The sequence below is a fragment of the Streptomyces sp. NPDC107500 genome (genome assembly GCF_055582785.1).
Map to the genome: position 1 here is coordinate 553,315 of NZ_JBVJPF010000005.1, position 24,619 is coordinate 577,933.

Annotated in this window: 17 protein-coding genes, 1 tRNA gene and 1 pseudogene; 18 read left to right on the top strand and 1 reads right to left on the bottom strand. The window is 73.0% G+C overall.

Features of this window, described 5'->3' with window-relative positions:
- Positions 1-128 precede the first annotated feature (128 nt).
- The 6 genes and pseudogenes from ACZ67M_RS22885 to ACZ67M_RS22910 form a co-directional block, all read left to right on the top strand.
- Positions 129-1,337: a TadA family conjugal transfer-associated ATPase gene (locus ACZ67M_RS22885; RefSeq protein WP_469852495.1), complete on the top strand. Its 1,209-nt coding sequence runs from the start codon at positions 129-131 to the stop codon at positions 1,335-1,337.
- Complete coding sequence (locus tag ACZ67M_RS22890) at positions 1,334-2,212, top strand: type II secretion system F family protein (protein ID WP_469852497.1); 879 nt, start codon at positions 1,334-1,336, stop codon at positions 2,210-2,212. Before ACZ67M_RS22885 ends, ACZ67M_RS22890 begins: the two co-directional genes overlap by 4 nt.
- Positions 2,209-3,009 carry a type II secretion system F family protein gene (locus ACZ67M_RS22895; RefSeq protein ID WP_469852499.1) on the top strand — a complete coding sequence of 267 codons (801 nt, stop codon included), beginning with the start codon at positions 2,209-2,211 and terminating at the stop codon, positions 3,007-3,009. Before ACZ67M_RS22890 ends, ACZ67M_RS22895 begins: the two co-directional genes overlap by 4 nt.
- 89 nt (positions 3,010-3,098) lie before the next feature.
- Positions 3,099-3,326 carry a DUF4244 domain-containing protein gene (locus tag ACZ67M_RS22900; protein WP_469852501.1) on the top strand — a complete coding sequence of 76 codons (228 nt, stop codon included), beginning with the start codon at positions 3,099-3,101 and terminating at the stop codon, positions 3,324-3,326.
- On the top strand, positions 3,313-3,726 hold the full coding sequence (locus tag ACZ67M_RS22905) for a TadE family type IV pilus minor pilin (RefSeq protein ID WP_392011712.1): 414 nt from the start codon (positions 3,313-3,315) through the stop codon (positions 3,724-3,726). Before ACZ67M_RS22900 ends, ACZ67M_RS22905 begins: the two co-directional genes overlap by 14 nt.
- 65 nt (positions 3,727-3,791) lie before the next feature.
- A pseudogene (locus ACZ67M_RS22910) lies at positions 3,792-3,989 on the top strand (Rv3654c family TadE-like protein); the annotation flags it as partial.
- A 157-nt stretch (positions 3,990-4,146) separates the two neighbouring features.
- Here ACZ67M_RS22910 and ACZ67M_RS22915 read toward each other — a convergent pair.
- A complete protein-coding gene (locus ACZ67M_RS22915; protein ID WP_469852503.1) occupies positions 4,147-6,702 on the bottom strand; it encodes a DEAD/DEAH box helicase in 2,556 nt (851 codons plus the stop codon).
- 82 nt (positions 6,703-6,784) lie between these two features.
- Between ACZ67M_RS22915 and bldG the strand changes: the two genes are divergently transcribed.
- From bldG to ACZ67M_RS22975, 12 genes are all read left to right on the top strand, one after another.
- Complete coding sequence (gene bldG, locus ACZ67M_RS22920; RefSeq protein WP_003975386.1) at positions 6,785-7,126, top strand: anti-sigma factor antagonist BldG; 342 nt, start codon at positions 6,785-6,787, stop codon at positions 7,124-7,126.
- Between the two features lie 107 nt (positions 7,127-7,233).
- A complete protein-coding gene (locus ACZ67M_RS22925) occupies positions 7,234-7,665 on the top strand; it encodes an ATP-binding protein (protein WP_361361835.1) in 432 nt (143 codons plus the stop codon).
- A gap of 295 nt (positions 7,666-7,960) precedes the next feature.
- Positions 7,961-10,366: a sodium-translocating pyrophosphatase gene (locus ACZ67M_RS22930; RefSeq protein WP_469852505.1), complete on the top strand. Its 2,406-nt coding sequence runs from the start codon at positions 7,961-7,963 to the stop codon at positions 10,364-10,366.
- 206 nt (positions 10,367-10,572) lie between these two features.
- On the top strand, positions 10,573-11,163 hold the full coding sequence (locus ACZ67M_RS22935) for a nucleoside/nucleotide kinase family protein (protein WP_361361839.1): 591 nt from the start codon (positions 10,573-10,575) through the stop codon (positions 11,161-11,163).
- A 52-nt stretch (positions 11,164-11,215) separates the two neighbouring features.
- Positions 11,216-12,730, top strand: a complete 1,515-nt coding sequence (locus ACZ67M_RS22940) for a class I SAM-dependent methyltransferase (protein ID WP_361361841.1) — start codon at positions 11,216-11,218, stop codon at positions 12,728-12,730.
- 205 nt (positions 12,731-12,935) lie between these two features.
- Positions 12,936-13,133 (top strand): hypothetical protein, encoded by a 198-nt coding sequence (locus tag ACZ67M_RS22945; RefSeq protein ID WP_361361843.1) that lies wholly within the window; start codon positions 12,936-12,938, stop codon positions 13,131-13,133.
- A 270-nt stretch (positions 13,134-13,403) separates the two neighbouring features.
- Entirely contained in the window at positions 13,404-16,247 is a 2,844-nt protein-coding gene (gene topA, locus ACZ67M_RS22950; RefSeq protein WP_385799576.1) for a type I DNA topoisomerase, read from the top strand.
- A gap of 116 nt (positions 16,248-16,363) precedes the next feature.
- The gene (tmk, locus tag ACZ67M_RS22955) at positions 16,364-19,702 is read left to right on the top strand and encodes a dTMP kinase (RefSeq protein ID WP_469852507.1); all 3,339 of its coding nucleotides are present in this window, start codon (positions 16,364-16,366) and stop codon (positions 19,700-19,702) included.
- Between the two features lie 132 nt (positions 19,703-19,834).
- Positions 19,835-21,040: a DNA polymerase III subunit delta' gene (locus ACZ67M_RS22960; protein ID WP_469852509.1), complete on the top strand. Its 1,206-nt coding sequence runs from the start codon at positions 19,835-19,837 to the stop codon at positions 21,038-21,040.
- Between the two features lie 107 nt (positions 21,041-21,147).
- Positions 21,148-22,764: an alpha/beta hydrolase gene (locus ACZ67M_RS22965; RefSeq protein WP_469852510.1), complete on the top strand. Its 1,617-nt coding sequence runs from the start codon at positions 21,148-21,150 to the stop codon at positions 22,762-22,764.
- Positions 22,765-22,882: 118 nt separating this feature from the next.
- A tRNA-Thr gene (locus tag ACZ67M_RS22970) sits at positions 22,883-22,959 on the top strand.
- A 159-nt stretch (positions 22,960-23,118) separates the two neighbouring features.
- A complete protein-coding gene (locus ACZ67M_RS22975) occupies positions 23,119-24,570 on the top strand; it encodes an MFS transporter (RefSeq protein WP_469852512.1) in 1,452 nt (483 codons plus the stop codon).
- The last annotated feature ends 49 nt before the right edge of the window (positions 24,571-24,619 follow it).

Below are 24,619 nucleotides of genomic sequence, written 5' to 3' on the forward strand. Positions count from 1 at the left end.
CACCGAGGGGGCGGACTGCAGGAGCCGTTCCCGGCTGGGCCTCCGGGACGCCCTCCGGTGGGACCGGCCCGGACCGGTCTGCCGGTTCGGCCGCGGACGGGTCACAGGGATCGGCTCCCGCTCCCGGGATGCTCGACGGGGTGCGGAGGTGGCTGGCCGAGAGCGGGGCGGAGCCGACACCCGCGCGCGTGGCGCAGGCCCTGCGCGAACAGGGGCGGGTGCTCGGAGACGCCGAGATCCTCGGCACCGCGGCCCGGCTCAGGTCGGAACTGGTCGGCAGCGGGCCACTGGAACCGCTGCTCGCCGACCCGTCGGTGACCGACGTGCTGGTGTCCGCGCCGGACCGGGTCTGGGTCGACCGGGGCGGCGGTCTGGAGCTCACGCCGGTCTCCTTCCCGGACGCCGGGGCGGTACGGCGGCTCGCCCAGCGCCTCGCCACCGTCGCCGGACGACGGCTCGACGACGCCCGGCCGTGGGTGGACGCGCGCCTGCCCGACGGCACCCGGCTGCACGCGGTACTGCCACCGGTCGCCGTCGGCTGCACCTGCCTGTCGCTGCGGGTGGTGCGCCCACGCGCGTTCACGCTCGACGAGCTGGCGGCGGCGGGCACCGTGCCGCCGGGCGGGGACCGGGTGCTGCGCGCCCTGTTGCGAGCCCGGCTGTCGTTCCTCGTCAGCGGAGGCACGGGCAGTGGCAAGACGACGCTCCTGAGCGCGCTGCTCGGGCTCGTCGGACCGGACGAGCGCATCGTGCTGGCCGAGGACTCGGCGGAACTGCGGCCGGATCACCCGCATGTCGTTCGCCTGGAGACCAGACCCGCCAACCAGGAGGCCGCGGGCCTGGTCACCCTTGAGGACCTGGTCCGGCAGGCGCTGCGAATGCGCCCGGACCGGCTGGTCGTGGGCGAGGTGCGCGGCCCCGAAGTGGTGCATCTGCTCGCGGCGTTGAACACCGGTCACGAAGGCGGGTGCGGGACGGTGCACGCCAACGCCGCCGCCGACGTACCGGCCCGGCTGGAGGCGCTCGGCACAGCGGCCGGGCTGGACCGCGCGGCCCTGCACAGCCAGCTCGCCGCCGCCCTCTCGGTCGTCCTGCACCTGGTCCGCGACCGGACCGGCAGGCGCCGGATCGCCGAGGTGCACGTACTGGAGCGCGATCCGTCGGGCCTGGTGCGGACGGTGCCGGCTCTGCGGTGGGGCACGGCGGCCTTCGTGGCCGAACGCGGGTGGGAGCGGCTGCGGGAGCTGCTGCGTGGCGGAGGGCTCGAAGGAGGCGGAGGGCCCGACGGGATGGACGGGCTCGGCGGGCGGGTCCGTAGGACGGGAAGCGAGCGATGACGGTGACCGGAACGGGCGAGCTGTCGACGGGTGTGGCCCTGGCGTGCCTGGGGAGCGCCGCCTGGCTGGCGGGCGGTTGGCACTCCGGCGTGCGACGCGCGCGGGCGGTGCTGGCGGAAGGAGGGAAGGGCGGGATCGGACCGCCCGCGGTGCGCCGGGTGACGGAGTGGCTGTGGCGGGCCCGTGGCCGGCTGGGGTTCGAGTGGTGGTCCCCGGCCGCCGGGCTGGTGCTGGCGCTGCTGGGCTCCTCGGTGCTGCCGCTGCTCGCGGGAGCGGTCGGGGTGCCGGTACTGCGGCGGACGCGGCTGGCCGGCGATGCGAGGCGGGCCCGGGAGCGGCGGCAGGACGCGGTGCTCGCGCTCTGCGGCGCGCTCGCCGGGGAGGTGCGGGCGGGTCGGCAGCCGGGCGAGGCGCTGTTGTGCGCCGAGCGCGACTCCGGCGGACTGGGGGACGCGCAGGCCGCCGTGCTGGCGGCGGCCCGGTTCGGCGGGGACGTTCCCGCGGCGCTCGCGGCGGCGGCGCGGCAGCCGGGCGCCGAGGGGCTGCGGGGTCTCGCCGCCTGCTGGCGGGTCGCCGTCGACCAGGGGGCGGGGCTGGCCGCCGGACTCGACCGGCTGGAGGGTGCGTTGCGTGCCGAGCGGGACCAGCGTGCCGACCTGCGCGCCCAGTTGGCGGGCGCCCGGGCCACGGCGGTGATGCTCGCGGGCCTGCCGGTCCTCGGTCTCCTGCTCGGCGTCGCCCTCGGCTCCGATCCGCTGCACGTGCTGCTGCACACCGGAGCGGGGCTCGGCTGCCTGCTGGCCGGCGGGCTGCTGGAGGGCCTGGGCGTGTGGTGGGTGACGCGGATCGTGCGCGGAGCGGAGGCGGTGTCGTGAGCGGGGACGTTGTCCACAGGCTGGGGGTAGTGGTGGGGATTCTGGCGGCGGTCGTCTGGCCGGTGCGGGTGCTCGGAGCCGCGCGGCGGGAGCGGACGGTGCACAGGAGGCTCACGGGGCTGCTGGCGCCCGTCCCGGCCCCCGCGGCCCCACGGCGCACCGAGGAGGTGCGGGCCGTCGCCCGCGCGTGGCTGCCGCTGCTGGGCACGGTGTGTGCCGGCTGGGTCGTGGTCGGGGGTGCCGCCGGTGCCGTGGTGGGGCTGGGGGGCGCGGCGTTGCTGTGGCGGCTGCGCTCCCGACGCCCGGCCGCCGGTACGCCCGAGGTGGGGGCCACCGCCGCACAGGCCGCGCGTCAACTGCCCTTGGCAGCCGATCTGCTGGCGGCCTGTGTCGCGGCGGGCGCGAGTCCGGTGACCGCCGCGCGGGCGGTGGGGGACGCCTTGGACGGGCCCGTGGGGGAGGCGTTGGGGCGCGGCGCCGCGGAGGTGCGACTGGGTGGTGAACCGGACGGTGCCTGGCGGGGGTTGGCCGCGATCCCGGGCGCCGGTCCACTGGCGCGGCTGCTGGAACGGGCCGACGTGTCGGGACTGCCCGCGGCAGGTCCGGCCGCCCGGCTCGCCGCCCAGGCCCGCGCCGACTGGGCCCGCACCACGACGGCCCGGGCCCGCCGGGCGGCCGTCATGGTCACCGCGCCGGTGGGGCTGTGCTTCCTGCCCGCCTTCATCGCGGTGGGCGTGCTGCCGGTCGTCATCGGGCTGGCCGGCGGTGTGCTGGGGGACGGAGGAGGTGGCCGCTGACGGAGGCGTGTACCGGCGGGGAGCCGGAGAGCGAGTGACCAGCAAGGACGAGCGAGTGAACAACGGGATCGAACCTCACGGGGGTTGAGATGTATCAGGCGGTACGGGCACGGCTGAGTGCCCTGGTGTGCGGAGCACGGACGGCGCTGCTGCGGCGGGGCGCGGGACGGGACGCGGGCATGGTCACGTCGGAGTACGCGATGGGGATCGTCGCTGCGGTGGCCTTCGCCGTGGTCCTCTACAAGGTCGTGACGAGCGGCACGGTCAGCGCCGAGTTGCAGGGCATCGTGAAGCGGGCGCTCGATGCGCGGATGTGAGCGGACGCCCGGGACGGAGGCCGTGCCGGGAGCCCGCCGGGGGCGCGGCCGCCGCTCGGACGGAGGGTTCGTGACCGCGGAGACGGCCGTGGTCCTGCCGGTGTTGGTGGTGTTCGCGATGGCACTGGTGTGGGGGCTGCTGGTGGTGGCCGCCCAGATCCAGTGCGTGGACGCGGCCCGCACGGGCGCACGCGCGGCGGCACGCCAGGACCCGGACGGCGCGGTCGTCGAGCTCGTCCGGGAGGCGGCGCCGCGCGGGGCACGCGTCACGGTCGCCCGGGAGGCGGGCCTGGTCCGTGTGGTCGTGGTGGCCGAGCCACCGGCGTTGCACGGCCTCCCCTTCGAGGTACGGGAGGAAGCCGTGGCGTCGGCGGAGCGAGCGGTGGGGGCGGAGCCGTGAGGCGCGCTCACGACCAGGGGTCCGCCACCGTCTGGAGTGTGGGCGCAGTCGCCGTCCTGTGCCTGGTGTTCGGCATCGTGCTGGCCCTCGGACAGGCGGTGGTCGCCCGGCACCGCGCCGCCGGGGGCGCCGATCTGGCGGCGCTGGCGGCGGCGGACCACTGGGGCCGGGGCGGCTCGGCGGCGTGTGCCGAGGCCGACCGGGTCGCGCGGGCCCAGGGCGCGCGGCTGGTGCGCTGCGTGCTGACCGGGCAGGTGTCGGACGTGTCGGCGGCGTCGGGCCGGGGTCCGTTCGCGGCGGAGGTCCGTGCGAGGGCGGGCCCGGGCCTGCCCGCCGGGCCTCGGCCCGCCGGGCGTCAGCCCGCCGAACCTCGGCCCACCGAACCCTTGCCCACCGAACCCCGGCCCGCCGAAATCCTGCCTACTGAGCCTGCTCCGCTTCGGCCTGCCCCGCTTCAGGCTCTTCCGTCTGTTCCGTCCGTCCCACCTGCCCCGCCCGAGGCCGCTCTGCCGCATCCGCCGCTGCCGCCGCCTCCGCGCCCCGCAGCAGCACCGTGAGCAGCCGCACTGCTCCCCGCTTGTGCAACGGATCGTTGCCGTTGCCGCACTTGGGGGACTGGATGCAGGACGGGCAGCCGGCGTCGCACTCGCAGGAGGCGATGGCCTCCCGGGTGGCCGTGAGCCATTCGCGGGCCGTGTGGAAGGCGCGCTCGGCGAAGCCCGCGCCGCCGGGGTGGCCGTCGTACACGAAGACGGTGGGGAGCAGCGTGTCCGGGTGCAGCGGGACCGACACTCCGCCGATGTCCCAGCGGTCGCAGGTCGCGAACAGCGGCAGCATGCCGATGGAGGCGTGCTCGGCGGCGTGCAGGGCACCGCCGAGGATCTCCGGGTTGATCCGGGCGGCGTCGAGCTGGTCCTCGGTGACCGTCCACCACACCGCGCGCGTGCGCAGCGTCCGAGGAGGGAGGTCGAGCTTCGTCTCGCCCAGGACCTCGCCGGTGATGAGGCGCCGGCGCAGGAAGGAGACCACTTGGTTGGTGACCTCGACGGAGCCGTAGCACAGGCGCCCGTCGCCCCAGGGGACCTCGATGTCGGTCTCCAGGACCGAGATCGCCGTCGTGTCGCGGGCGACCGTCGAGTAGGCGGGGGTGGCCTGTTCCACCAGCGCGACGGAGTCCTCCAGGTCGAGGGAGCGGACGAGATAGGTGCGCCCCTGGTGCAGGTGTACGGCGCCCTCGTGGACGCTCGTGTGGGCGGCACCGGCGTCCACCGTGCCCAGCAGCCGCCCCGTCCCGGCCTCGACGACCTGGACCGGGCGTCCGCCCTCCCCGCGGATGTCCGTGAGGTCGGCGGCCCGCTCCCGGCGCGTCCAGTGCCAGGCCCGGGTCCGCCGGCGGAGCAGCTTGGCCGCCTCCAGCTGGGGGAGCAGTTCCTCGCAGGCGGGGCCGAAGAGCTTCAGGTCCTCCTCCGTCAGGGGCAGCTCGGCCGCCGCCGCGCACAGATGGGGGGCGAGGACGTAGGGGTTGTCGGGATCGAGGACGGTCGACTCGACGGGCTGGTCGAACAGAGCCTCGGGGTGGTGGACGAGGAAGGTGTCCAGCGGGTCGTCGCGGGCGACCAGCACCGCCAGGGCCCCCTGACCCGCGCGACCCGCCCGGCCCGCCTGCTGCCACAAGGACGCGCGCGTGCCCGGGTACCCCGCGATCACCACGGCGTCCAGGCCGGAGATGTCGAGCCCCAGTTCGAGGGCGTTCGTCGCCGCGAGCCCGAGGAGTTCGCCGGAGTGCAGGGCGCGCTCCAGGGCGCGGCGTTCCTCGGGGAGGTAGCCGCCGCGGTACGCCGCCACGCGCCGGGTCAGGGAGCGGTCGACCTCGGCGAGGCGCTCCTGGGCGATCACCGAGATCAGCTCGGCGCCGCGCCGGGACCGTACGAAGGTGATCGACCGCATGCCCTGGACGGTGAGGTCGGTGAGCAGGTCGGCGGCCTCGGCGGTGGCCGTGCGGCGCACCGGGGCGCCCTTCTCGCCCTCCAGCTCGGTCAGCGGCGGCTCCCAGAGGGCGAACACCAGTTCACCGCGCGGTGAGGCGTCGTCCGCGACCTCGACGACCGGGAGCCCGGTGAGCCGGCGGGCCGCCACCGACGGCTCGGCGGCCGTGGCGGAGGCGAGCAGGAACACGGGCGACGCGCCGTAGCGGGCGCACAGTCGGCGCAGCCTGCGCAGCACCTGCGCGACGTGGGAGCCGAAGACGCCCCGGTAGGTGTGGCACTCGTCGATGACGACGTACTTCAACGACTTGAGGAAGGAGGACCAGCGGGGGTGGGACGGCAGGATGCCGCGGTGCAGCATGTCCGGGTTGGTCAGCACGTAGGTGCCGTACTGGCGGATCCACTCGCGTTCCTCGAACGGCGTGTCGCCGTCGTAGACCGCGGCGCGGACGGCCGTGCCGAGAGGTTGTGAAAGTTCCTTCACCGATCGGCACTGGTCGGCCGCGAGTGCCTTGGTCGGGGCCAGGTAGAGGGTGGTGGCGCCGCGTCCGTTGGGGGCCTCGGAGCCGTCCAGGAGCGCGGAGAGCACCGGCACCAGATAGGCCAGCGACTTGCCGGAGGCGGTGCCGGTGGCGACCACCACGGAGTCGCCGTCCAGGGCGTGCTCGGCGACACGTGCCTGGTGGGCCCACGGGTGTTCGATGCCCGCGGCCTGCACGGCGGCGACGACCTCCGGGCGAATCCGGTCCGGCCAGAGGGCATGACGGCCCGCACGCGGGGGCAAGTGCTCCGTATGAGTGATGCGCGCAGCCCGACTCGGTCCCGCGGCGAGCCGGTGCAGGACCGTGCCTGGTTCCGGCCGGGAGCCGGGCTCCGCCGGGGGTCGATCGGGTCGGTGATTCTTGGCCATCGGCACCGAGTCTGTCACTGGCGTGACGGACAATGGGAGCAAGGCGTCGTGCACGCCTGCCGGTAAGTGATTGAATGCCATCGCGGCTGGCGTACCGTCCTGGGGGCTTCAAGCCGAGGTGTCCCGATGGACGACCGCTCGATAGCAAGGTGCTGGAGGATCCGTGGACCTGTCCCTGTCGACCCGTACCGTCGGCGATCGTACGGTCGTCGAGGTCGGTGGCGAAATTGACGTATACACCGCGCCCAAGCTGCGTGAGCAGCTGGTCGAGCTCGTGAACGACGGGAGTTTCCACCTCGTCGTCGACATGGAGGGCGTGGACTTCCTCGACTCCACGGGGCTCGGCGTGCTGGTCGGCGGACTGAAGCGGGTGCGCGCCCATGAGGGCTCGCTGCGCCTGGTCTGCAACCAGGAGCGCATTCTCAAGATCTTCCGTATCACCGGCCTCACCAAGGTGTTCCCCATTCACACCTCGGTCGAGGAAGCGGTGGCGGCCACCGACTGACGACCGGTCCCGGGCCCGCGGGCCCGGGACGGTGAGAGAACGAGGGGGGTCCTGGCCGTCGGCGGCCCGGACCCTCGAAAGCACGCCCGTAGTTCCGAGGGGGATGCATGGCCACCGTTGAACTCCGCTTCAGCGCGCTGCCCGAGCATGTCCGTACCGCCCGTCTGGTGGCGGCCGCCGTGGCACGCAGGGCCGGAGTGGACGAGGCCGTCCTCGACGAGGTCAGGCTCGCCGTCGGTGAGGCATGCACGCGGGCTGTGGGCCTGCATCAGCACGTCGGCATCACGGCGCCGGTCACGGTGTCGCTGATCGAGGAGGAGAAGCAGTTCTCCATCGAGGTCGGTGACGAGGCGCCGCACGCGGTCCCCGGTGACCGGACCCCGGGCTCCGGGGCCGACGAACCGGAGACCGAGGAGGACGAGATGGGCCTCGCGGTCATCAGCGGACTCGTCGACGACGTGGAGGTCAAGGCCGGTGAGGACGGCGGACTGATCCGCATGACCTGGCCGACCGCGCCGGCGGTCCTGCCGCCGGTCTGACCGCTCCCGCCTCACCCACCCGTATCACCCGAAGGGCCCTACCTCGTAGGGCCCTTCGTCATGGGCGGATCTACAGTGGTGCCGTGCGGGCGCCAAGTGAATTCATTCACGATCAATGACGCGATAAATGGATCACAACAGGAAACCGGGACGTTAATGCGGGAAGGGCATTACTACTTCCCGGGTCCTTGTGGTTGACAGGTCATTTCCTTTTGTCGTGCACTGTTTTGATCAGCTTCCGGTACCTACAATCCCGTCCACATCTTGAGCTCAGCCCAAGCGTCAAGGAGGACGAATGGCGGAGCTTTCCACCCCTCATCAGTTGGGCGACCCCTCGACCCTCGCGGCCGCCGTGCTCACCGACGGAAACCGTGTCCTGATCGCGGTCATCGCCGTCGTCGCCCTGGCCGCCCTGGTGCTCGCGGGCATCCTGGTGCGCCAGGTGCTCGCGGCGGACGAGGGCACCGAGAGCATGAAAGAGATCGCGGGGGCCGTCCAGGAAGGCGCGAACGCCTATCTGGCCAGGCAGCTTCGCACGCTCGGCGTATTCGCCGTCGTCGTGTTCTTTCTGCTCATGCTGCTGCCCGCGGACGACTGGAATCAACGAGCCGGGAGATCGATCTTCTTCCTGATCGGCGCGGCGTTCTCGGCGGCCACCGGCTATATCGGCATGTGGCTCGCCGTGCGCAGCAATGTGCGCGTCGCCGCGGCGGCGCGGGAAGCCACCCCGGCCCCGGGTGAACCGGAAAAGGACCTCACTCTCGTCTCGCACAAGGCGACGAAGATCGCTTTTCGCACGGGCGGCGTGGTCGGCATGTTCACGGTGGGGCTCGGCCTGCTGGGCGCCTGCTGCGTGGTGCTCGTGTACGCGGCCGACGCGCCGAAGGTCCTGGAGGGCTTCGGCCTCGGTGCCGCGCTGATCGCGATGTTCATGCGGGTCGGCGGCGGCATCTTCACCAAGGCCGCCGACGTCGGCGCCGACCTGGTCGGCAAGGTCGAACAGGGCATTCCGGAGGACGATCCGCGCAATGCCGCGACCATCGCCGACAACGTGGGCGACAACGTCGGCGACTGCGCGGGCATGGCGGCCGACCTCTTCGAGTCCTACGCCGTCACCCTGGTGGCCGCACTGATCCTCGGCAAGGTGGCCTTCGGCGACTCCGGGCTGGCGTTCCCGCTGCTGGTGCCGGCGATCGGCGTGGTCACCGCCATGATCGGCATCTTCGCGGTGGCGCCCCGGCGCTCCGACCGCAGCGGCATGAGCGCGATCAACCGGGGCTTCTTCATCTCCGCGGTGATCTCGCTCGTCCTGGTCGCGGTGGCCGTCTTCGTCTACCTGCCCGGGAAGTACTCCGAGCTGGACGGCGTCACCGACGCGGCGATCGCGGGCAAGAGCGGCGACCCGCGGATCCTCGCGCTGGTCGCGGTGGCCATCGGCATCGTGCTCGCCGCGCTGATCCAGCAGCTGACCGGCTACTTCACCGAGACCACCAGGCGCCCCGTCAAGGACATCGGCAAGACCTCGCTCACCGGTCCCGCCACGGTCGTCCTCGCCGGTATCTCCCTCGGTCTCGAATCCGCCGTCTACACCGCCCTGTTGATCGGCCTCGGCGTCTACGGGGCGTTCCTGCTCGGCGGCGCCTCGATCATGCTGGCGCTGTTCGCGGTGGCGCTGGCCGGCACCGGCCTGCTCACCACGGTCGGTGTGATCGTCGCCATGGACACCTTCGGCCCGGTCTCCGACAACGCGCAGGGCATCGCCGAGATGTCCGGCGACGTCGAGGGCGCCGGCGCCCAGGTGCTCACCGACCTGGACGCCGTCGGCAACACCACCAAGGCCATCACCAAGGGCATCGCCATCGCCACCGCGGTCCTCGCGGCGGCGGCCCTGTTCGGGTCGTACCGCGACGCCATCACCACCGGCGCGGCGGACGTGGGCGAGAAACTCAGCGGCGAGGGCGCGCCGATGAGCCTGATGATGGACATCTCGCAGCCCAACAACCTCGTCGGGCTCATCGCGGGCGCGGCGGTCGTCTTCCTCTTCTCGGGACTGGCGATCAACGCGGTGTCGCGGTCGGCGGGAGCGGTGGTCTACGAGGTGCGGCGGCAGTTCCGGGAGCGGCCCGGAATCATGGACCACAGCGAGAAACCGGATTACGGCAAGGTCGTCGACATCTGCACCAGGGACGCCCTGCGGGAACTCGCCACGCCCGGACTGCTCGCCGTGCTGGCGCCGATCTTCATCGGATTCACGCTCGGCGTGGGCGCGCTCGGCGCGTTCCTCGCGGGCGCCATCGGCGCGGGCACGCTGATGGCCGTGTTCCTCGCCAACTCCGGCGGCTCCTGGGACAACGCCAAGAAGCTCGTCGAGGACGGCCACCACGGCGGCAAGGGCAGCGAGGCCCACGCCGCCACCGTGATCGGCGACACGGTCGGCGACCCGTTCAAGGACACCGCGGGACCGGCCATCAACCCGCTGCTGAAGGTCATGAACCTGGTGGCGCTGCTCATCGCGCCCGCCGTCATCAAGTTCTCCTACGGCCCCGACGAGAGCATCGGCGCGCGGGTGGTGATCGCGGTCCTCGCGTTCCTCGTCATCGCGGGAGCGGTCTACGCGTCCAAGCGGCGCGGGATCGCGATGGGTGACGAAGACAACGCCGGCCACGAGCCCAAGTCGGCCGATCCGGCCGTGGTTTCGTAGCGGGCGGCGCGCGGCCTCGTAGGAGGCGCAGCTCAAGGGCCGGGCGGACGGCGCGTGTTGGCGCGTCGTCCGCCCGGCCCGTGCGCGTGCGCTTCCTTCGCCGTGACCCTTCTCTCTCTTGGTGCAAATGGCTTCAATGCGGTCATAACGGATGTTCGTCCGGCGGGTGTCCCCCATCCGGCGTGTATGTTCCGGGGCCGAGAGCCATGGAAGGGACCAAACCGGTGAACAAGAAGCTCGCGGTCGCACTGTCCGGCGGTGCGGTACTGGCACTGGCGCTGACGGGATGCGGTGGCAGCGACGACAACGAGAAGCTGAACTCCTGGGCGAAGGACGTCTGCGAAGGGGTGCAGCCGCAGGCCAAGAAGATCGAGGCGGCCAACGCGGCGATCCAGAAGGAGACCGCGGACAACAGCACGCCGGCGGAGGTCCAGAAGACCGACGCGAAGGCGTTCCAGGACATGTCCGACGCCTACAAGGCGATGGGCGCCACCGTCCAGAAGGCCGGCGCTCCGGACGTCGAGGACGGCGAGAAGAAGCAGAAGGACGCGGTCACCGAGCTGAACGGCCTCTCCACGTCGTACGCCTCCCTCAGGAAGCAGGTGGAGGACCTCGACACCAAGGACCAGGCGAAGTTCGCCGACGGCCTGAAGGACATCGCCACCGAGCTGAACAAGCTCAGCAAGAGCGGCAGCGACGCGCTGAAGACGCTGGAGGAGGGTGAGGTCGGCCAGGCGATGGCGAAGCAGGAGAGCTGCAAGGCGGCCTCCGTGACGCCGTCGGCCGCGGCGGGCTGATCCCCCGGGCGGACACGGGGCGGAGGGCGGGGAGCGGGGCCACAATGGGGGTGTGAGTAACGCCAGCCTGTCCCCCCTGCCCTCCGCCGACCGCCCCGACGTCACCGCCCGGCTGCGGGACGCCCTGCTCGGGGCCTCCTTCACCGCCGACGGGCTGCTGGAGCTGCTCGGCGCCCCCGCATACGCGGCGCTGTCGCGCAGCGAGACCGTGCCCGCGCTCCGGGCCACCCGCGGTGACACGCCGCTCGAAATGCTCGTCCGGCTGTTCCTGCTTCAGCAACCCGTGCCCCACGCGCGCGTGACGGACGTTCTGCCCGTCGACGCCTGCCTGGAGACCGGCTGGCTGGTCCGGACGGACGACGAGGTGGCGGCCACCGTGGACGTACGGCCCTACGGCGGGCCCGGCGGCGAGGACTGGTTCATCGTCTCCGACCTGGGCTGCGCGGTCGGCGGCGCCGGAGGCATCGGCAACCACGCCCAGGGCGTCGTCCTCGGCGTCGGCGGCGCCTCCACGACCCTCGCCGGCCTCACCGTGCGCACGCCCGTCTCCGCCGCCCTCGACCTCGGCACCGGCTCCGGCATCCAGGCGCTGCACGCCGCCGCGCACGCCACGCGCGTGACCGCGACCGACGTCAACCCGCGCGCGCTGCACATCACCGCGCTCACGCTCGCCCTGTCCGGGGCCCCGGCGGCCGAGCTGCGTGAGGGCTCGCTGTACGAGCCGGTCGACGAGGACGCGACGTACGACCTGATCGTCTCCAACCCGCCCTTCGTGATCTCGCCCGGCGCCCGCCTCACCTACCGCGACGGCGGCATGGGCGGGGACGATCTGTGCCGCCGGCTCGTTCAGGAGACGGGGGAGCGGCTGAACCCGGGCGGGTTCGCGCACTTCCTCGCCAACTGGCAGCACGTGGAGGGGGAGGACTGGACCGACCGGCTGCGCTCCTGGGTGCCGCGCGGCTGCGACGCCTGGATCGTGCAGCGCGAGGTGCAGGACATCACGCAGTACGCCGAGCTGTGGCTCAGGGACGCGGGCGACCACCGCGGTGACGCGGGCGAGTACCAGGCGCGGTACGACGCGTGGCTGGACGAGTTCGAGGCGCGCAAGGTCAAGGCCGTCGGCTTCGGCTGGATCACGCTGCGCCGGACCGGGGCCGCCGAGCCCTCGGTCGTCGCCGAGGAGTGGCCGCACCCGATCGAGCAGCCGCTCGGCGAGACGGTGCGCGCGCACTTCGACCGCGTCGACTACCTCCGCGCCCACGACGACGCCGCCCTGCTCGAAGCGCACTTCACGCTGGCCGGCGAGGTCGTCCAGGAGCAGGTCGGGCTGCCCGGCGCCGAGGACCCGGAGCACGTCGTCCTGCGCCAGAACCGCGGCATGCGCCGGGCCACCCGGGTCGACACGGTCGGCGCCGGTTTCGCCGGCGTCTGCGACGGCACCATGAGCGCGGGCCGCATCCTGGACGCCATCGCCCAGCTGGTCGGCGAGGACCCGGTGGCGCTGCGCGACCGCACGCCCGCCCAGATCCGGCTGCTGGTGGAGCAGGGCTTCCTCGAACCGGCGTAGAGACATGCCACGCGGAGACGTGTCTTTCAGAGACATGCCTCACCGGTCCCGGCCTCCCGCCGCCGAACGGGAAGAACGAGCCACGCGCGGTGGCCGGCCACCCGTCGGCTCCCCGTTCACCTCGGGTTCGCCTGCCCGCCGCCCACGCGTGGCAGCGTCCCCGATGCTGCACACGCGCGGGCTGGAGAAAAGGGGCACGGGGACCATGGAGAGCGGGCCGGCGATCTTCGCGGGATTGGTGTTCGCCCTGTTCGGGGCGGGTCTGCTGGTGTGGACCACGACGCGGGTGCGGCACGGCCGGCCCGTCGCGCACGGTGTGAGCCCCGTCGCATCGGCGACCGTCGCGAGCGTCGCCGCCGTGGTCGCGCTGGCCCTCGGGGCATGGTGCCTGTCGCACGTGTGAGGGGCCGGTTCCGGTCCCCTGCCGCACTCTCCCCCGCGTAATCGGGGGATCGCGCTCCGGATATCCGGATCCGGGCCGGTGACCACTCCGGGCGGCAGGAACAGGGTTCGTCGGGTTACCGTTCGAGTGGCCGTTGCGGGCTTTTCCCGTTTGACACGGGGGCGGGAGGTACCGTCACACTCCGCAGCGTCACGACCGAAACGCAGTACGACCCGACCCCGGGGACCACGGCCCGGGGAGGCCCAGCGTCGACCGGAGAGAAGAGCGAAGTTGTCCCCGACCAGCGAGACCGCGAACGGCGGCCGCCGACTCGTCATCGTCGAGTCGCCTGCCAAGGCGAAGACGATCAAGGGCTATCTCGGCCCTGGCTACGTCGTCGAGGCGAGCGTCGGGCACATTCGCGACCTTCCCAGCGGCGCCGCCGAGGTGCCCGAGAAGTACACCGGCGAGGTCCGCCGCCTCGGTGTGGACGTCGAACACGACTTCCAGCCGATCTATGTGGTCAACGCCGACAAGAAGGCGCAGGTCAGGAAGCTCAAGGATCTGCTGAAGGACTCCGACGAGCTCTTCCTCGCCACCGATGAGGACCGCGAGGGCGAGGCCATCGCCTGGCACCTCCAGGAAGTCCTCAAGCCGAAGATCCCCGTCAAGCGCATGGTGTTCCACGAGATCACCAAGGACGCGATCCGGGCCGCCGTGGCCAACCCGCGCCAGCTCAACCAGAAGCTGGTCGACGCCCAGGAGACCCGCCGCATCCTCGACCGCCTCTACGGCTACGAGGTCTCGCCGGTCCTGTGGAAGAAGGTCATGCCGAAGCTGTCGGCGGGCCGCGTCCAGTCCGTCGCCACCCGCCTCGTCGTCGAGCGGGAACGCGAGCGCATCGCGTTCCGCTCCGCCGAGTACTGGGACCTCACCGGCACCTTCGCCACCGGCCGCGCGGGCGACGCCTCCGACCCGTCGTCGCTGGTCGCCCGCCTCCAGACGGTCGACGGCCGGCGTGTCGCCCAGGGCCGCGACTTCGACTCCCTGGGGCAGCTCAAGAGCGCCAACACCCTCCACCTCGACGAGGCGAACGCCCGCGCGCTCGCCGCCGCCCTGGAGAACACGCGCTTCGCCGTCCGCTCGGTCGAGTCCAAGCCGTACCGCCGCTCGCCGTACGCCCCGTTCCGTACGACGACGCTCCAGCAGGAGGCGAGCCGCAAGCTGGGCTTCGGCGCCAAGGCGACCATGCAGATCGCCCAGAAGCTGTACGAGAACGGCTACATCACCTACATGCGTACGGACTCGACGACCCTGAGCGACACGGCGGTCTCCGCCGCCCGCGCCCAGGTCACGCAGCTGTACGGCGCCGACTACCTGCCGCCCCAGCCGCGGACGTACGCCGGCAAGGTCAAGAACGCCCAGGAGGCGCACGAGGCGATCCGCCCCTCGGGTGATCGTTTCCGCACGCCCGCCGAGACCGGGCTGACCGGCGACCAGTTCAAGCTCTACGAGCTGATCTGGAAGCGGACCGTCGCCTCCCAGATGAAGGACGCGACCGGCAACAGCGTCACCGTGAAGATCGGCGGCGCCGCCTCCGACGGCCGCGACGTCGAGTTCAGCGCGTCCGGCAAGACCATCACCTTCCACGGCTTCCTCAAGGCCTACGTCGAGGGTGCCGACGACCCGAACGCGGAGCTGGACGACCGCGAGCGCCGCCTGCCGCAGGTCGCCCAGGGCGACGCGCTGACGGCCGAGGAGATCACGGTCGACGGCCACGCCACCAAGCCCCCGGCCCGCTACACCGAGGCGTCGCTGGTCAAGGAGCTGGAGGAGCGCGAGATCGGCCGCCCGTCGACGTACGCGTCGATCATCGGCACCATCCTGGACCGCGGCTACGTCTTCAAGAAGGGCACGGCGCTCGTCCCGTCCTTCCTCTCCTTCGCCGTGGTCAACCTCCTGGAGAAGCACTTCGGTCGCCTCGTCGACTACGACTTCACCGCCAAGATGGAGGACGACCTCGACGCCATCGCCCGCGGCGAGGCCCAGTCGGTGCCGTGGCTGCGGCGCTTCTACTTCGGCGAGGGCACCGGGACCGGCGGCGCGGCCGAGGCCGGAAACGGCGACGGCGACCACCTCGGCGGCCTCAAGGAACTGGTCACCGACCTCGGCGCGATCGACGCCCGAGAGGTGTCGTCCTTCCCCGTCGGCAACGACATCGTGCTGCGCGTCGGGCGCTACGGCCCCTACATCGAGCGCGGCGAGAAGGACTCCGAGAACCACCAGCGCGCCGACGTCCCCGAGGACCTGGCACCGGACGAGCTGTCCGTCGAGCTGTCGGAGGAACTGCTCGCCAAGCCGAGCGGCGACTTCGAGCTGGGCACCGACCCGGCCACCGGGCACACCATCGTCGCCAAGGACGGCCGCTACGGCCCGTACGTCACCGAGGTGCTCCCGGAGGGCACCCCGAAGACCGGCAAGAACGCCGTGAAGCCGCGGACGGCCTCGCTGTTCAAGTCGATGGCGCTGGACACCGTCACCCTGGACGACGCCCTGAAGCTGATGTCGCTGCCGCGCGTCGTCGGTGCCGACGCCGAGGGCGTCGAGATCACCGCGCAGAACGGCCGCTACGGGCCCTACCTGAAGAAGGGCACCGACTCGCGGTCCCTCCAGGCCGAGGAGCAGCTCTTCACGATCACGCTGGAGGAGGCGCTGGCGATCTACGCCCAGCCCAAGCAGCGTGGCCGGGCCGCGGCCAAGCCGCCGCTGAAGGAGCTGGGCACCGACCCGGTCAGCGAGAAGCCGGTCGTGGTCAAGGACGGCCGCTTCGGCGCGTACGTCACCGACGGCGAGACCAACGCGACCCTGCGCTCCGGCGACAGCGTCGAGGAGATCACGCCGGAGCGCGGCTACGAGCTGCTCGCCGAGAAGCGCGCCAAGGGGCCCGCCAAGAAGACGGCGAAGAAGGCCACCAAGAAGACGGCCGCCAAGAAGGCCCCGGCCAAGAAGGCGGCGGCGACCAAGAAGACGGCCGCGGCGAAGACCACGGCCGCCAAGAAGACCACCGCGGCCAAGAGCACCGCGAAGAAGACGGCCACCAAGAAGGCGACCGCCTCGCGGGCGTCGGAGGACTGAGCCCGGCTCAGGAACGCCTTCGCAAAACGAACGCCCCGGCATCATTCGGATGCCGGGGCGTTCGTACGTGCCGCCGGGCATGCCGGACTGTCGGCGGCGACCGATAGGCTGAACGCATGACGCGAGCCGAGCAACCAACGGCCCCTCACCCCGCCCCGGACGACGCCCTGGTCGCGGACTCCCGCGAGCGCGCCGTCCGCGCCCTGCTGCGCCGACCGCAGCTGCGGCGTTTGTGGAGCGCACAGCTCGTGGGGGGTGTCGGCGACATTCTCGCCCTGCTGGTGCTGGTCCTCCTCGCCGTGCAGGCCGCGATCGGCGCGGGCTCCTTCGGCGGGGGCTACCGGGGCGTGGCGTTCGCAGTGGCGACCGTCTTCGGCGTCCGCATCCTGGCGACGCTGCTCTTCGGCGCCGTCCTGCTCGGGCCGCTCTCCTCACTCACTTCGCAGGACGGCCCGCTCGACCGCCGCTGGACCATGGTCGGCGCCGACGGGCTGCGGGCCGCCCTGCTGATCGTCGCCCCCCTGTGGATCGACTGGACGCCGGACAACGCCCTCGCCGTGCTCCTGGTGACCGCCTTCGTCACCGGCGTCGCCGAGCGCTTCTGGACGGTGTGCCGCGAGAGCGCGGCCCCCGCGCTGCTGCCGGCGCCGCCCCTGGAGGGCGCGACCGTACGGCCGCTGCCCGACCACATGGACACGCTGCGCCGCCTGTCGCTGCGTACGGGCTTCGTCGCGATCCCCCTCGCCGGCGCCGTACTGGTCGTCGCGGCACTGGTGAACAACCTGCTGGGCGCCGGCATCGACTGGTTCGCCGAGCACCAGGCGGCGCTCGCCTCGTACGTCGCGGCCGGTCTCTTCGCCGCGTCCCTGTCCGTGGTGACCTTCCTGGAGCTGCCCGGCGTCCGCACCCCCCGCGCGCGGTCGCCGCTGGAGGGACTGCGCCGCCCCAAGAGCGGCACCGGCGTCGACAAGGGCCGCACCGGCGTCCTGCCCCTGCTGGTCTTCGCCTGCGCGGCGGTCGCCGCCGTCGTGGCCGCCGTGGTCGCCGTGGCGGTGCTGCACGCCAAGGACCTGGGCGGCGGCCCGGTGCTGTACGGGCTGATGGTGGGCGCGCTCACCGGCGGAGTCGTCGTCGGCATCCGTACGGCCCCGGCCCTGCTGCCCTCACTGTCGCGCCGCCGCCTGCTCGCGCTGGCGATCGCCTTCGCCGGCGTCGCCCTGCTGGCCGCCGGGCTCGTCCCGGACGACACCACCGTGCTGCTGCTCCTCGTGCTGGCCGGTGTCGGCGCGGGCGTGACCGCGAACACCGGGCACGCCCTGCTCGACCAGGAGACCGAGGACGGCCGCCGGGCCCGCACGACCGAGCACCTGCACGCGGTCGTCCGGGTCTGCGTGGCCCTCGGCGCGGTCGTCGCGCCCGTGGTCGCCGCGGCGATCGGCCCGCACCGCCTGGAGAGCGGCAAGTTCGTCTTCGCGCACGGCGGCGCCGCGTTCGTCCTGATGCTGGTCGGCGCGCTGCTGCTGCCGGTGGCCGCGCTGGTGCTGGCCAAGGTCGACGACCGGTCCGGCGTTCCGCTCCGGCACGACCTGCGGGACGCGCTGCTCGGCGGCGACGACCCGGTGCCGACGCCCGCGACGGGCGGCTTCTTCATCGCCCTGGAGGGCGGCGACGGCGCCGGGAAGTCCACCCAGGCCGAGGCCCTCGCCGAGTGGATCCGGGGCAAGGGGCACGAAGTCGTGCTCACGCGCGAGCCGGGGGCGACCCCGGTGGGCAAGCGCCTGCGCTCCATCCTGCTCGACGTCTCCAGCGCCGGTCTGTCGCACCGCGCGGAGGCGCTGCTGTACGCCGCCGACCGCGCGGAGCACGTCGACACCGTGGTCCGGCCCGCGCTGGAGCGCGGCGCCGTGGTCATCTCCGACCGCTACATCGACTCCTCGGTCGCCTACCAGGGCGCCGGACGCGACCTGTCGCCGACCGAGATCGCCCGCATCAACCGCTGGGCCACCAACGGGCTCGTACCGCACCTGACCGTGCTGCTGGACGTCTCCCCGGAGACCGCGCGCGAGCGGTTCACCGAGGCGCCGGACCGGCTGGAGTCGGAGCCCGCCGAGTTCCACGCGCGCGTGCGCTCCGGTTTCCTCACCCTCGCCGCTGCCGACCCGGGGCGCTACCTCGTCGTCGACGCGGGCCAGGAGCCCGAGGCCGTCGGCACCGTCGTACGCCACCGGCTCGACCAGGTGCTGCCGCTGTCCGAGGCCGAGATCAAGGCCCGGGAGGAGGCGCGCCGCAAGGCCGAGGAGGAGGCCCGCCGCAAGGCCGAGGAAGAGGCCGCGCGCAAGGCCGAGGAGGAGCGCCTGGAGCGCGAGCGCCTCGAACAGCTGGAGCGGCTGCGCGCCGAGGAGGAGGAGCGCAAGCGGCGCGAGCTGGAGGAGGCGCAGCGGCGCGAGGCCGAGCGGCAGGCGGAGGAGGCCCGGCTGCGGGCCGAGGAAGCCAGCCGGAAGGCCGAGGAGGAGCGGGTACGGCTGCTCGCCGAGGAGAAGGCACGCGCCGAGGAGGAGGCGCGGCTGCGGGCCGAGGAGGAGCGCCGCCGCAAGCAGGCCGAGGAGGAGGCCCGGCTGCACGCCGAGGCCGAGGCCCGGCGGCTGGAGAAGCAGCGCAAGGCCGAGGAGGCCCTGCTGCGGGCCGAGGAGGCTCGCCGGGCGGCGGAGGCGGCGGCTGCCGCGGCCTCCGCGGGCCCGAAGACCTCGGCGCCGCCCGCTGCCGACGCCCCCCGGCCCAAGCGGACCGCGGCCCCCGCGGACGCCGCGACCGTGCCGACGCCGGTGGTGACCCCGACGAACGCCTCCGGCGGCCCCGTGGAGGACACGGCCGTCCTGCGCCCGGTGCGGGACACCCGGGACGGCGGCACCGAGGACGGATCCGGGCACGGATCCCGGGCCGACGGGGCGTCCGGGGCATCCGCGGCGTCCGGGACCCGGGAGTCCGAGTCCGAGGTGACGGCCGAGCTGCCCAAGCCGCCCGAGCCGGCCGGTGCGGCGGACGAGACGACGGTGCTGCCGGCCGTGGAGCCGCGGGACGTCGACGAGACGGCGGTCCTGCCCCCGGTGACGCCGGGCGCCGCGGACGAGACGGCGGTCCTGCCGCCCGTACGCGGCGACGACCCCGCCGACCGGGTCCCCCCGGGCTACTTCCGGGAGGACGGACCCGTCGACGGTGGTGCCGACCGCACCCGGGAGGCCGAGGCACAGGACCGTACGCGCGAGCTGCCCCAGATCGACCCGGACCAGGCGCCGCCCCGCCGGCGCCGTTCCGACTGGGCCGAGGAGACGCCGCTCGACGACCTGCCGACCCTGGCGGACGAACTGCTCGGGCCGCGCGAGGACGAGGACGGCCGGGGCGACGACGGCCGCGGTGGCGACGGTGGCCGCCGGGGCAAGGGCCGCGGGCGCCGCTGAGCACCCGGCCCCGGGCCCGTCGGCCGCGGGGCCCGGCCTCGTTGTCGGTGACGCCCCGCACAATGGAAGGCGCGTCGCGGACGGGTGCGGCGCGGTGCGACGGCGGAGCGTGACGGAAGGACGGCGTGACCCATGACCGTGTGGGACGACCTCGTCGGGCAGGAGAAGGTGAGCGAGCAGCTCACCACCGCTGCCCGGGACGCCGACGCCTTCGTCACCGCCGCCGCGGCGGCGGGCCCGCTGCCGGAGGCGTCGAGCATGACGCACGCCTGGCTGTTCACCGGCCCGCCCGGCGCGGGAGTCACACAGACGGCGCGGGCCCTCGCCGCCGCGCTCCAGTGCGTGAGCCCCGACCGCGCCCTGGGGGGCGTCCCCGGCTGCGGCTTCTGCGACGGCTGCCACACGGCGCTCCTCGGCACCCACGCGGACGTCAGCACGGTGAGCGCGGTGGGCGCCGAGATCCTGGTGCGGGACATGCGGGACACCGTCCGCAAGTCGTTCACCTCGCCGGCGAACGGGCGCTGGCAGATCATCCTCGTCGAGGACGCCGAGCGGCTCAACGAGAAGTCCGCCAACGCCGTCCTCAAGGCCGTCGAGGAGCCCGCCCCGCGGACCGTCTGGATGCTGTGCGCCCCGTCCGTCGAGGACGTCCTGCCCACCATCCGCTCCCGCTGCCGCCACCTGAATCTGCGCACACCGTCGGTGGACGCCGTCGCCGACATGCTCGTACGCCGGGAGGGCATCGAACCGGACGTCGCCGCCGCGGCGGCCCGCGCCACCCAGGGCCACGTCGAGCACGCCCGCCGCCTGGCCACCGACCCGGCCGCCCGGGAGCGCCGGGCCGCCGTGCTGAAGATGCCGCTGCGGGTCGAGGACGTCGGCGGCGCGCTCCGGGCGGCGCAGGAACTGGTCGACGCGGCGGCGGAGGACGCCAAGCAGCTCGCCGAGGAGATCGAGACCAAGGAGACCGAGGAGCTGAAGGCGGCGCTGGGCGCGGCCCAGGGCGGCCGGCTGCCACGCGGCACGGCAGGCGTGATCAAGGATCTGGAGGCCGACCAGAAGCGCCGCAGAACGCGCACGCAACGCAACAGCCTCGACCTCGCCCTGACCGACCTCACCGCCTTCTACCGCGACGTCCTCGCCCTCCAGCTCGGCTCCCGCGTGGCCATCGCCAACGCCGACGCGCAGGACGCCCTGGACCGGCTGGCCCACGGCAGCTCACCCGAGGCGACCCTCCGCCGCATCGAGGCGATCGCCGCCTGCGGTGACGCCCTGGACCGCAATGTGCCGCCGCTGCTGGCGGTGGAGGCGATGACGATGGCGCTCAGAGCGGGCTGAGCCCGGCCGCCCTCCCGGCCCGCCGCATCCGCTTGACGGGGTAACACGAACGAGGCACGTGAACCACGCACCGCATCAGTCCCGTCGCGGAGAGTTACGCTCGCTGAATGCACACAAGGCGCACTCACCGCAGGACCCGCATCGGCGGCACCCGGATCCGAGCCACGTTCCTCGCCGCCGCGCTGCTCGCCACCGCCTGCTCGGCGGGGGGCGCGTCGACGTCCGCCGGTCCGGCGGCTCAGGCGGCAGGGGCGACGGAGCCGGCGACGGCGTCCCTGGCCCCGCTGCCGAAGGCCACACCCGCCGAGCTGTCGCCGTACTACGAGCAGAAGCTCGGCTGGCGCGACTGCGGTGTGCCCGGCTTCCAGTGCGCCACCATGAAGGCCCCGCTCGACTACGCGCAGCCGGCCGACGGCGACGTCCGCCTCGCGGTGGCCCGCAAGAAGGCTACCGGCCCCGGCAAGCGCCTCGGCTCCCTCCTGGTCAACCCGGGCGGACCGGGCGGCTCGGCCGTCAGCTACCTCCAGCAGTACGCCGGCATCGGCTACCCGGAGAAGGTCCGCGCCCAGTACGACATGGTGGCGGTCGATCCGCGGGGCGTGGCCCGCAGCGAGCCCGTCGAGTGCCTGGACGGCCGCGAGATGGACGCGTACACGCGGACCGACGTCACTCCGGACGACGAGCACGAGACGGACGAGCTGGTCGACGCGTTCAAGGAGTTCGCGGAGGGCTGCGGGGCGGACTCGCCGAAGCTGCTGCGCCACGTCTCGACGGTCGAGGCCGCCCGCGACATGGACGTCCTGCGCGCGGTGCTGGGCGACGACAAGCTGACCTATGTCGGAGCCTCGTACGGCACGCTCCTCGGTGCGACGTACGCCGGACTCTTCCCGGACCGGGCCGGGCGCCTGGTCCTGGACGGCGCGATGGACCCGTCCCTGCCCGCCCGCAGGCTGAACCTGGAACAGACGGCGGGCTTCGAGACCGCCTTCCAGTCCTTCGCGAAGGACTGCGTACGCCGCGCCGACTGCCCCCTCGGCGACAAGAACGCCACCCCCGCCGAGGTCGGCAGGAACCTGAAGGCGTTCTTCGACGACCTGGACGCCAAGCCGATCCCCGCCGGCGACGCCGACGGCCGCAAGCTCACCGAGTCCCTGGCCACCACCGGCGTCATCGCCGCGATGTACGACGAGGGCGCCTGGCAGCAGCTGCGCAAGTCGCTGACCTCGGCGACGAAGGAGAACGACGGCGCCGGCCTGCTCGCCCTGTCCGACAGCTACTACGAGCGCGAGGCCGACGGCGGCTACAGCAACCTGATGTTCGCGAACGCCGCCGTGAACTGCCTCGACCTCCCCGCCGCCTTCTCCTCGCCCGACGAGGTCCGCGACGCCCTCCCCGACTTCGAGAAGGCGTCCCCCGTCTTCGGCGAGGGCCTGGCCTGGGCCTCCCTGAACTGCACGTACTGGCCGGTGCAGGCCTCGGGCGAGCCGCACCGCATCGAGGCCGCCGGTGCCACCCCGATCGTCGTGGTCGGCACCACCCGCGACCCGGCCACCCCCTACCGCTGGGCCGAGGCCCTGGCCGCCCAGCTCTCCTCCGGCCGCCTCCTCACCTACGAGGGAGACGGCCACACCGCGTACGGCCGCGGCAGCACCTGCATCGACTCCGCGATCGACACGTACCTGCTCCGCGGCACCGCCCCCGAGGACGGCAAGCGCTGCTCGTAGCCGCCTCTCACCCACCCCACCCGCCCCGGAACCCTGGCCTCCGGGGCGGGTACGAAGCACCCCCGGAAACTGTGTAGACTTACCGACGTTGCTGATCGCACCATGGTGCCCGGCACACGCCGCCTTAGCTCAGATGGCCAGAGCAACGCACTCGTAATGCGTAGGTCTCGGGTTCGAATCCCGAAGGCGGCTCCATTCCAAGCCCAGCCCAGACACTGTCTGAGCTGGGCTTTTTCGTGGTGTGTGGCCGGTGGTGCGTGGTCGCGGCTGGGTGGCACTGGCAGTGGCAGTCTCCCGGGGAGTGCCCTCGAGGGGGATCTGGCTGGGTGACGGCGGGCGGCCGAGGGTGGGTGCATGACTACCGCTGATACCGCCACGACCGCCGCGGGCACCCCGCCGGACGGGGTCCGTATGACAGGCCGCCAGGTCGCCGCCCTCGTGGTGCTGCTCGCGTCCCAGTTCATGATGGCCGCCGACTTCTCCGTGCTGAACGTCGCGCTGCCCGAGGTGGGCACCTCCCTCGGGTTCTCCACCGGGAGCCTGCAGTGGATCACCACGACGTTCGCCCTGTGTGCCGCCGGCTGCACCCTGGTCTTCGGGCGCGTCGGTGACTACGTGGGGCGCCGGCGCATCTTCACCGCCGGGATGGTCCTGCTGACCGTGTCCTCACTGGTCGGCGGCGTCGCGGACTCGCCCGCGGTGCTGCTGGTCGCCCGCACGCTCCAGGGCCTGGCCACCGCCGCCGTCACGCCGGCCGCGCTCGCCCTGCTGACGACCGCCTTCACCGAACCCGGTCTGCGCACCCGCGCGCTGGGCCTCAACAGCGTGATGATGAGTTCCGGCTTCAGCGTCGGGGCCGTCCTCGGCGGTGTGCTCACGGACGTGTTCTCCTGGCGCTGGGCCTTCTTCATCAACATCCCTGTGGCCATCGCGGCGATCGTCGTGGTGTCGATCGTCGTCGACGAGAGCCGGGCGGAGGAGCGGAGCCGCATCGACCTGCCGGGCGCCCTGCTGATCACCCTCGGCCTGTTCGCGGCGATCTACGGGGTCACCCGTGTCGGAGAGGAGGGACTCGACGCGGCCGCGGGCGGCTCGCTGATCGCGGGTGCCGTGCTGCTCGGCGCGTTCTGGGTGGTGGAGAGCCGTACCTCCGGTGCCCTGGTGCCGGTGAAGATCCTCAAGAAGCCCGACATCGCCTTCGGCAACCTGGCCGCCCTCTTCATCTTCGGCGGCCAGACCGCGCTGATCTTCTTCACCGGCCTGTACGTCCAGAACGTGCTCGGCCTGTCGTCCATGATCGCGGGCCTCGTGCTGCTCGGTATCGGTGTCGGCCAGATCATCGCCGGGACCGTCGGTCCGCGCATCCTCCAGAAGGTCTCACCGCGCACGTTGCTCGGTGTCTCCCTCGCCCTCCAGGGCGCGTTCATGCTGCCGGCGCTGTGGGCCAGCTCGGAGTCGTACTGGCTGCTCCCGCTGATCGCCACCCAGTTCGTGAACGCGTTCTTCTCCATGCTGGCCGCCCTGTGCTTCATGGTCATCGCCACGTCGTCCGTCGACTCCGACGCGCAGGGCATGGCCACCGGCATGGCCACCCAGAGCCAGCAGGTCGGCATCGCGATCGGGATCCCGCTGGTGAGCGCGGTCTTCGCGGCCGTCGTCGGACAGGGCACCGTCACCGCCGCCGAAGAGCTCACCGGGATCCATGTGGCGATCGGTGTGGCGGGGGTCTCCCAGATCGCCGTCGGACTTCTGCTGTGGCTGGTGCTGCGCGGAAAGGTCCGGCAGGCGGCACACGTCACCGCGTAAATCCCCCGGCGCGGTGGCCCCGACGGCCGGGCGGGCGGAGGAGAACCGC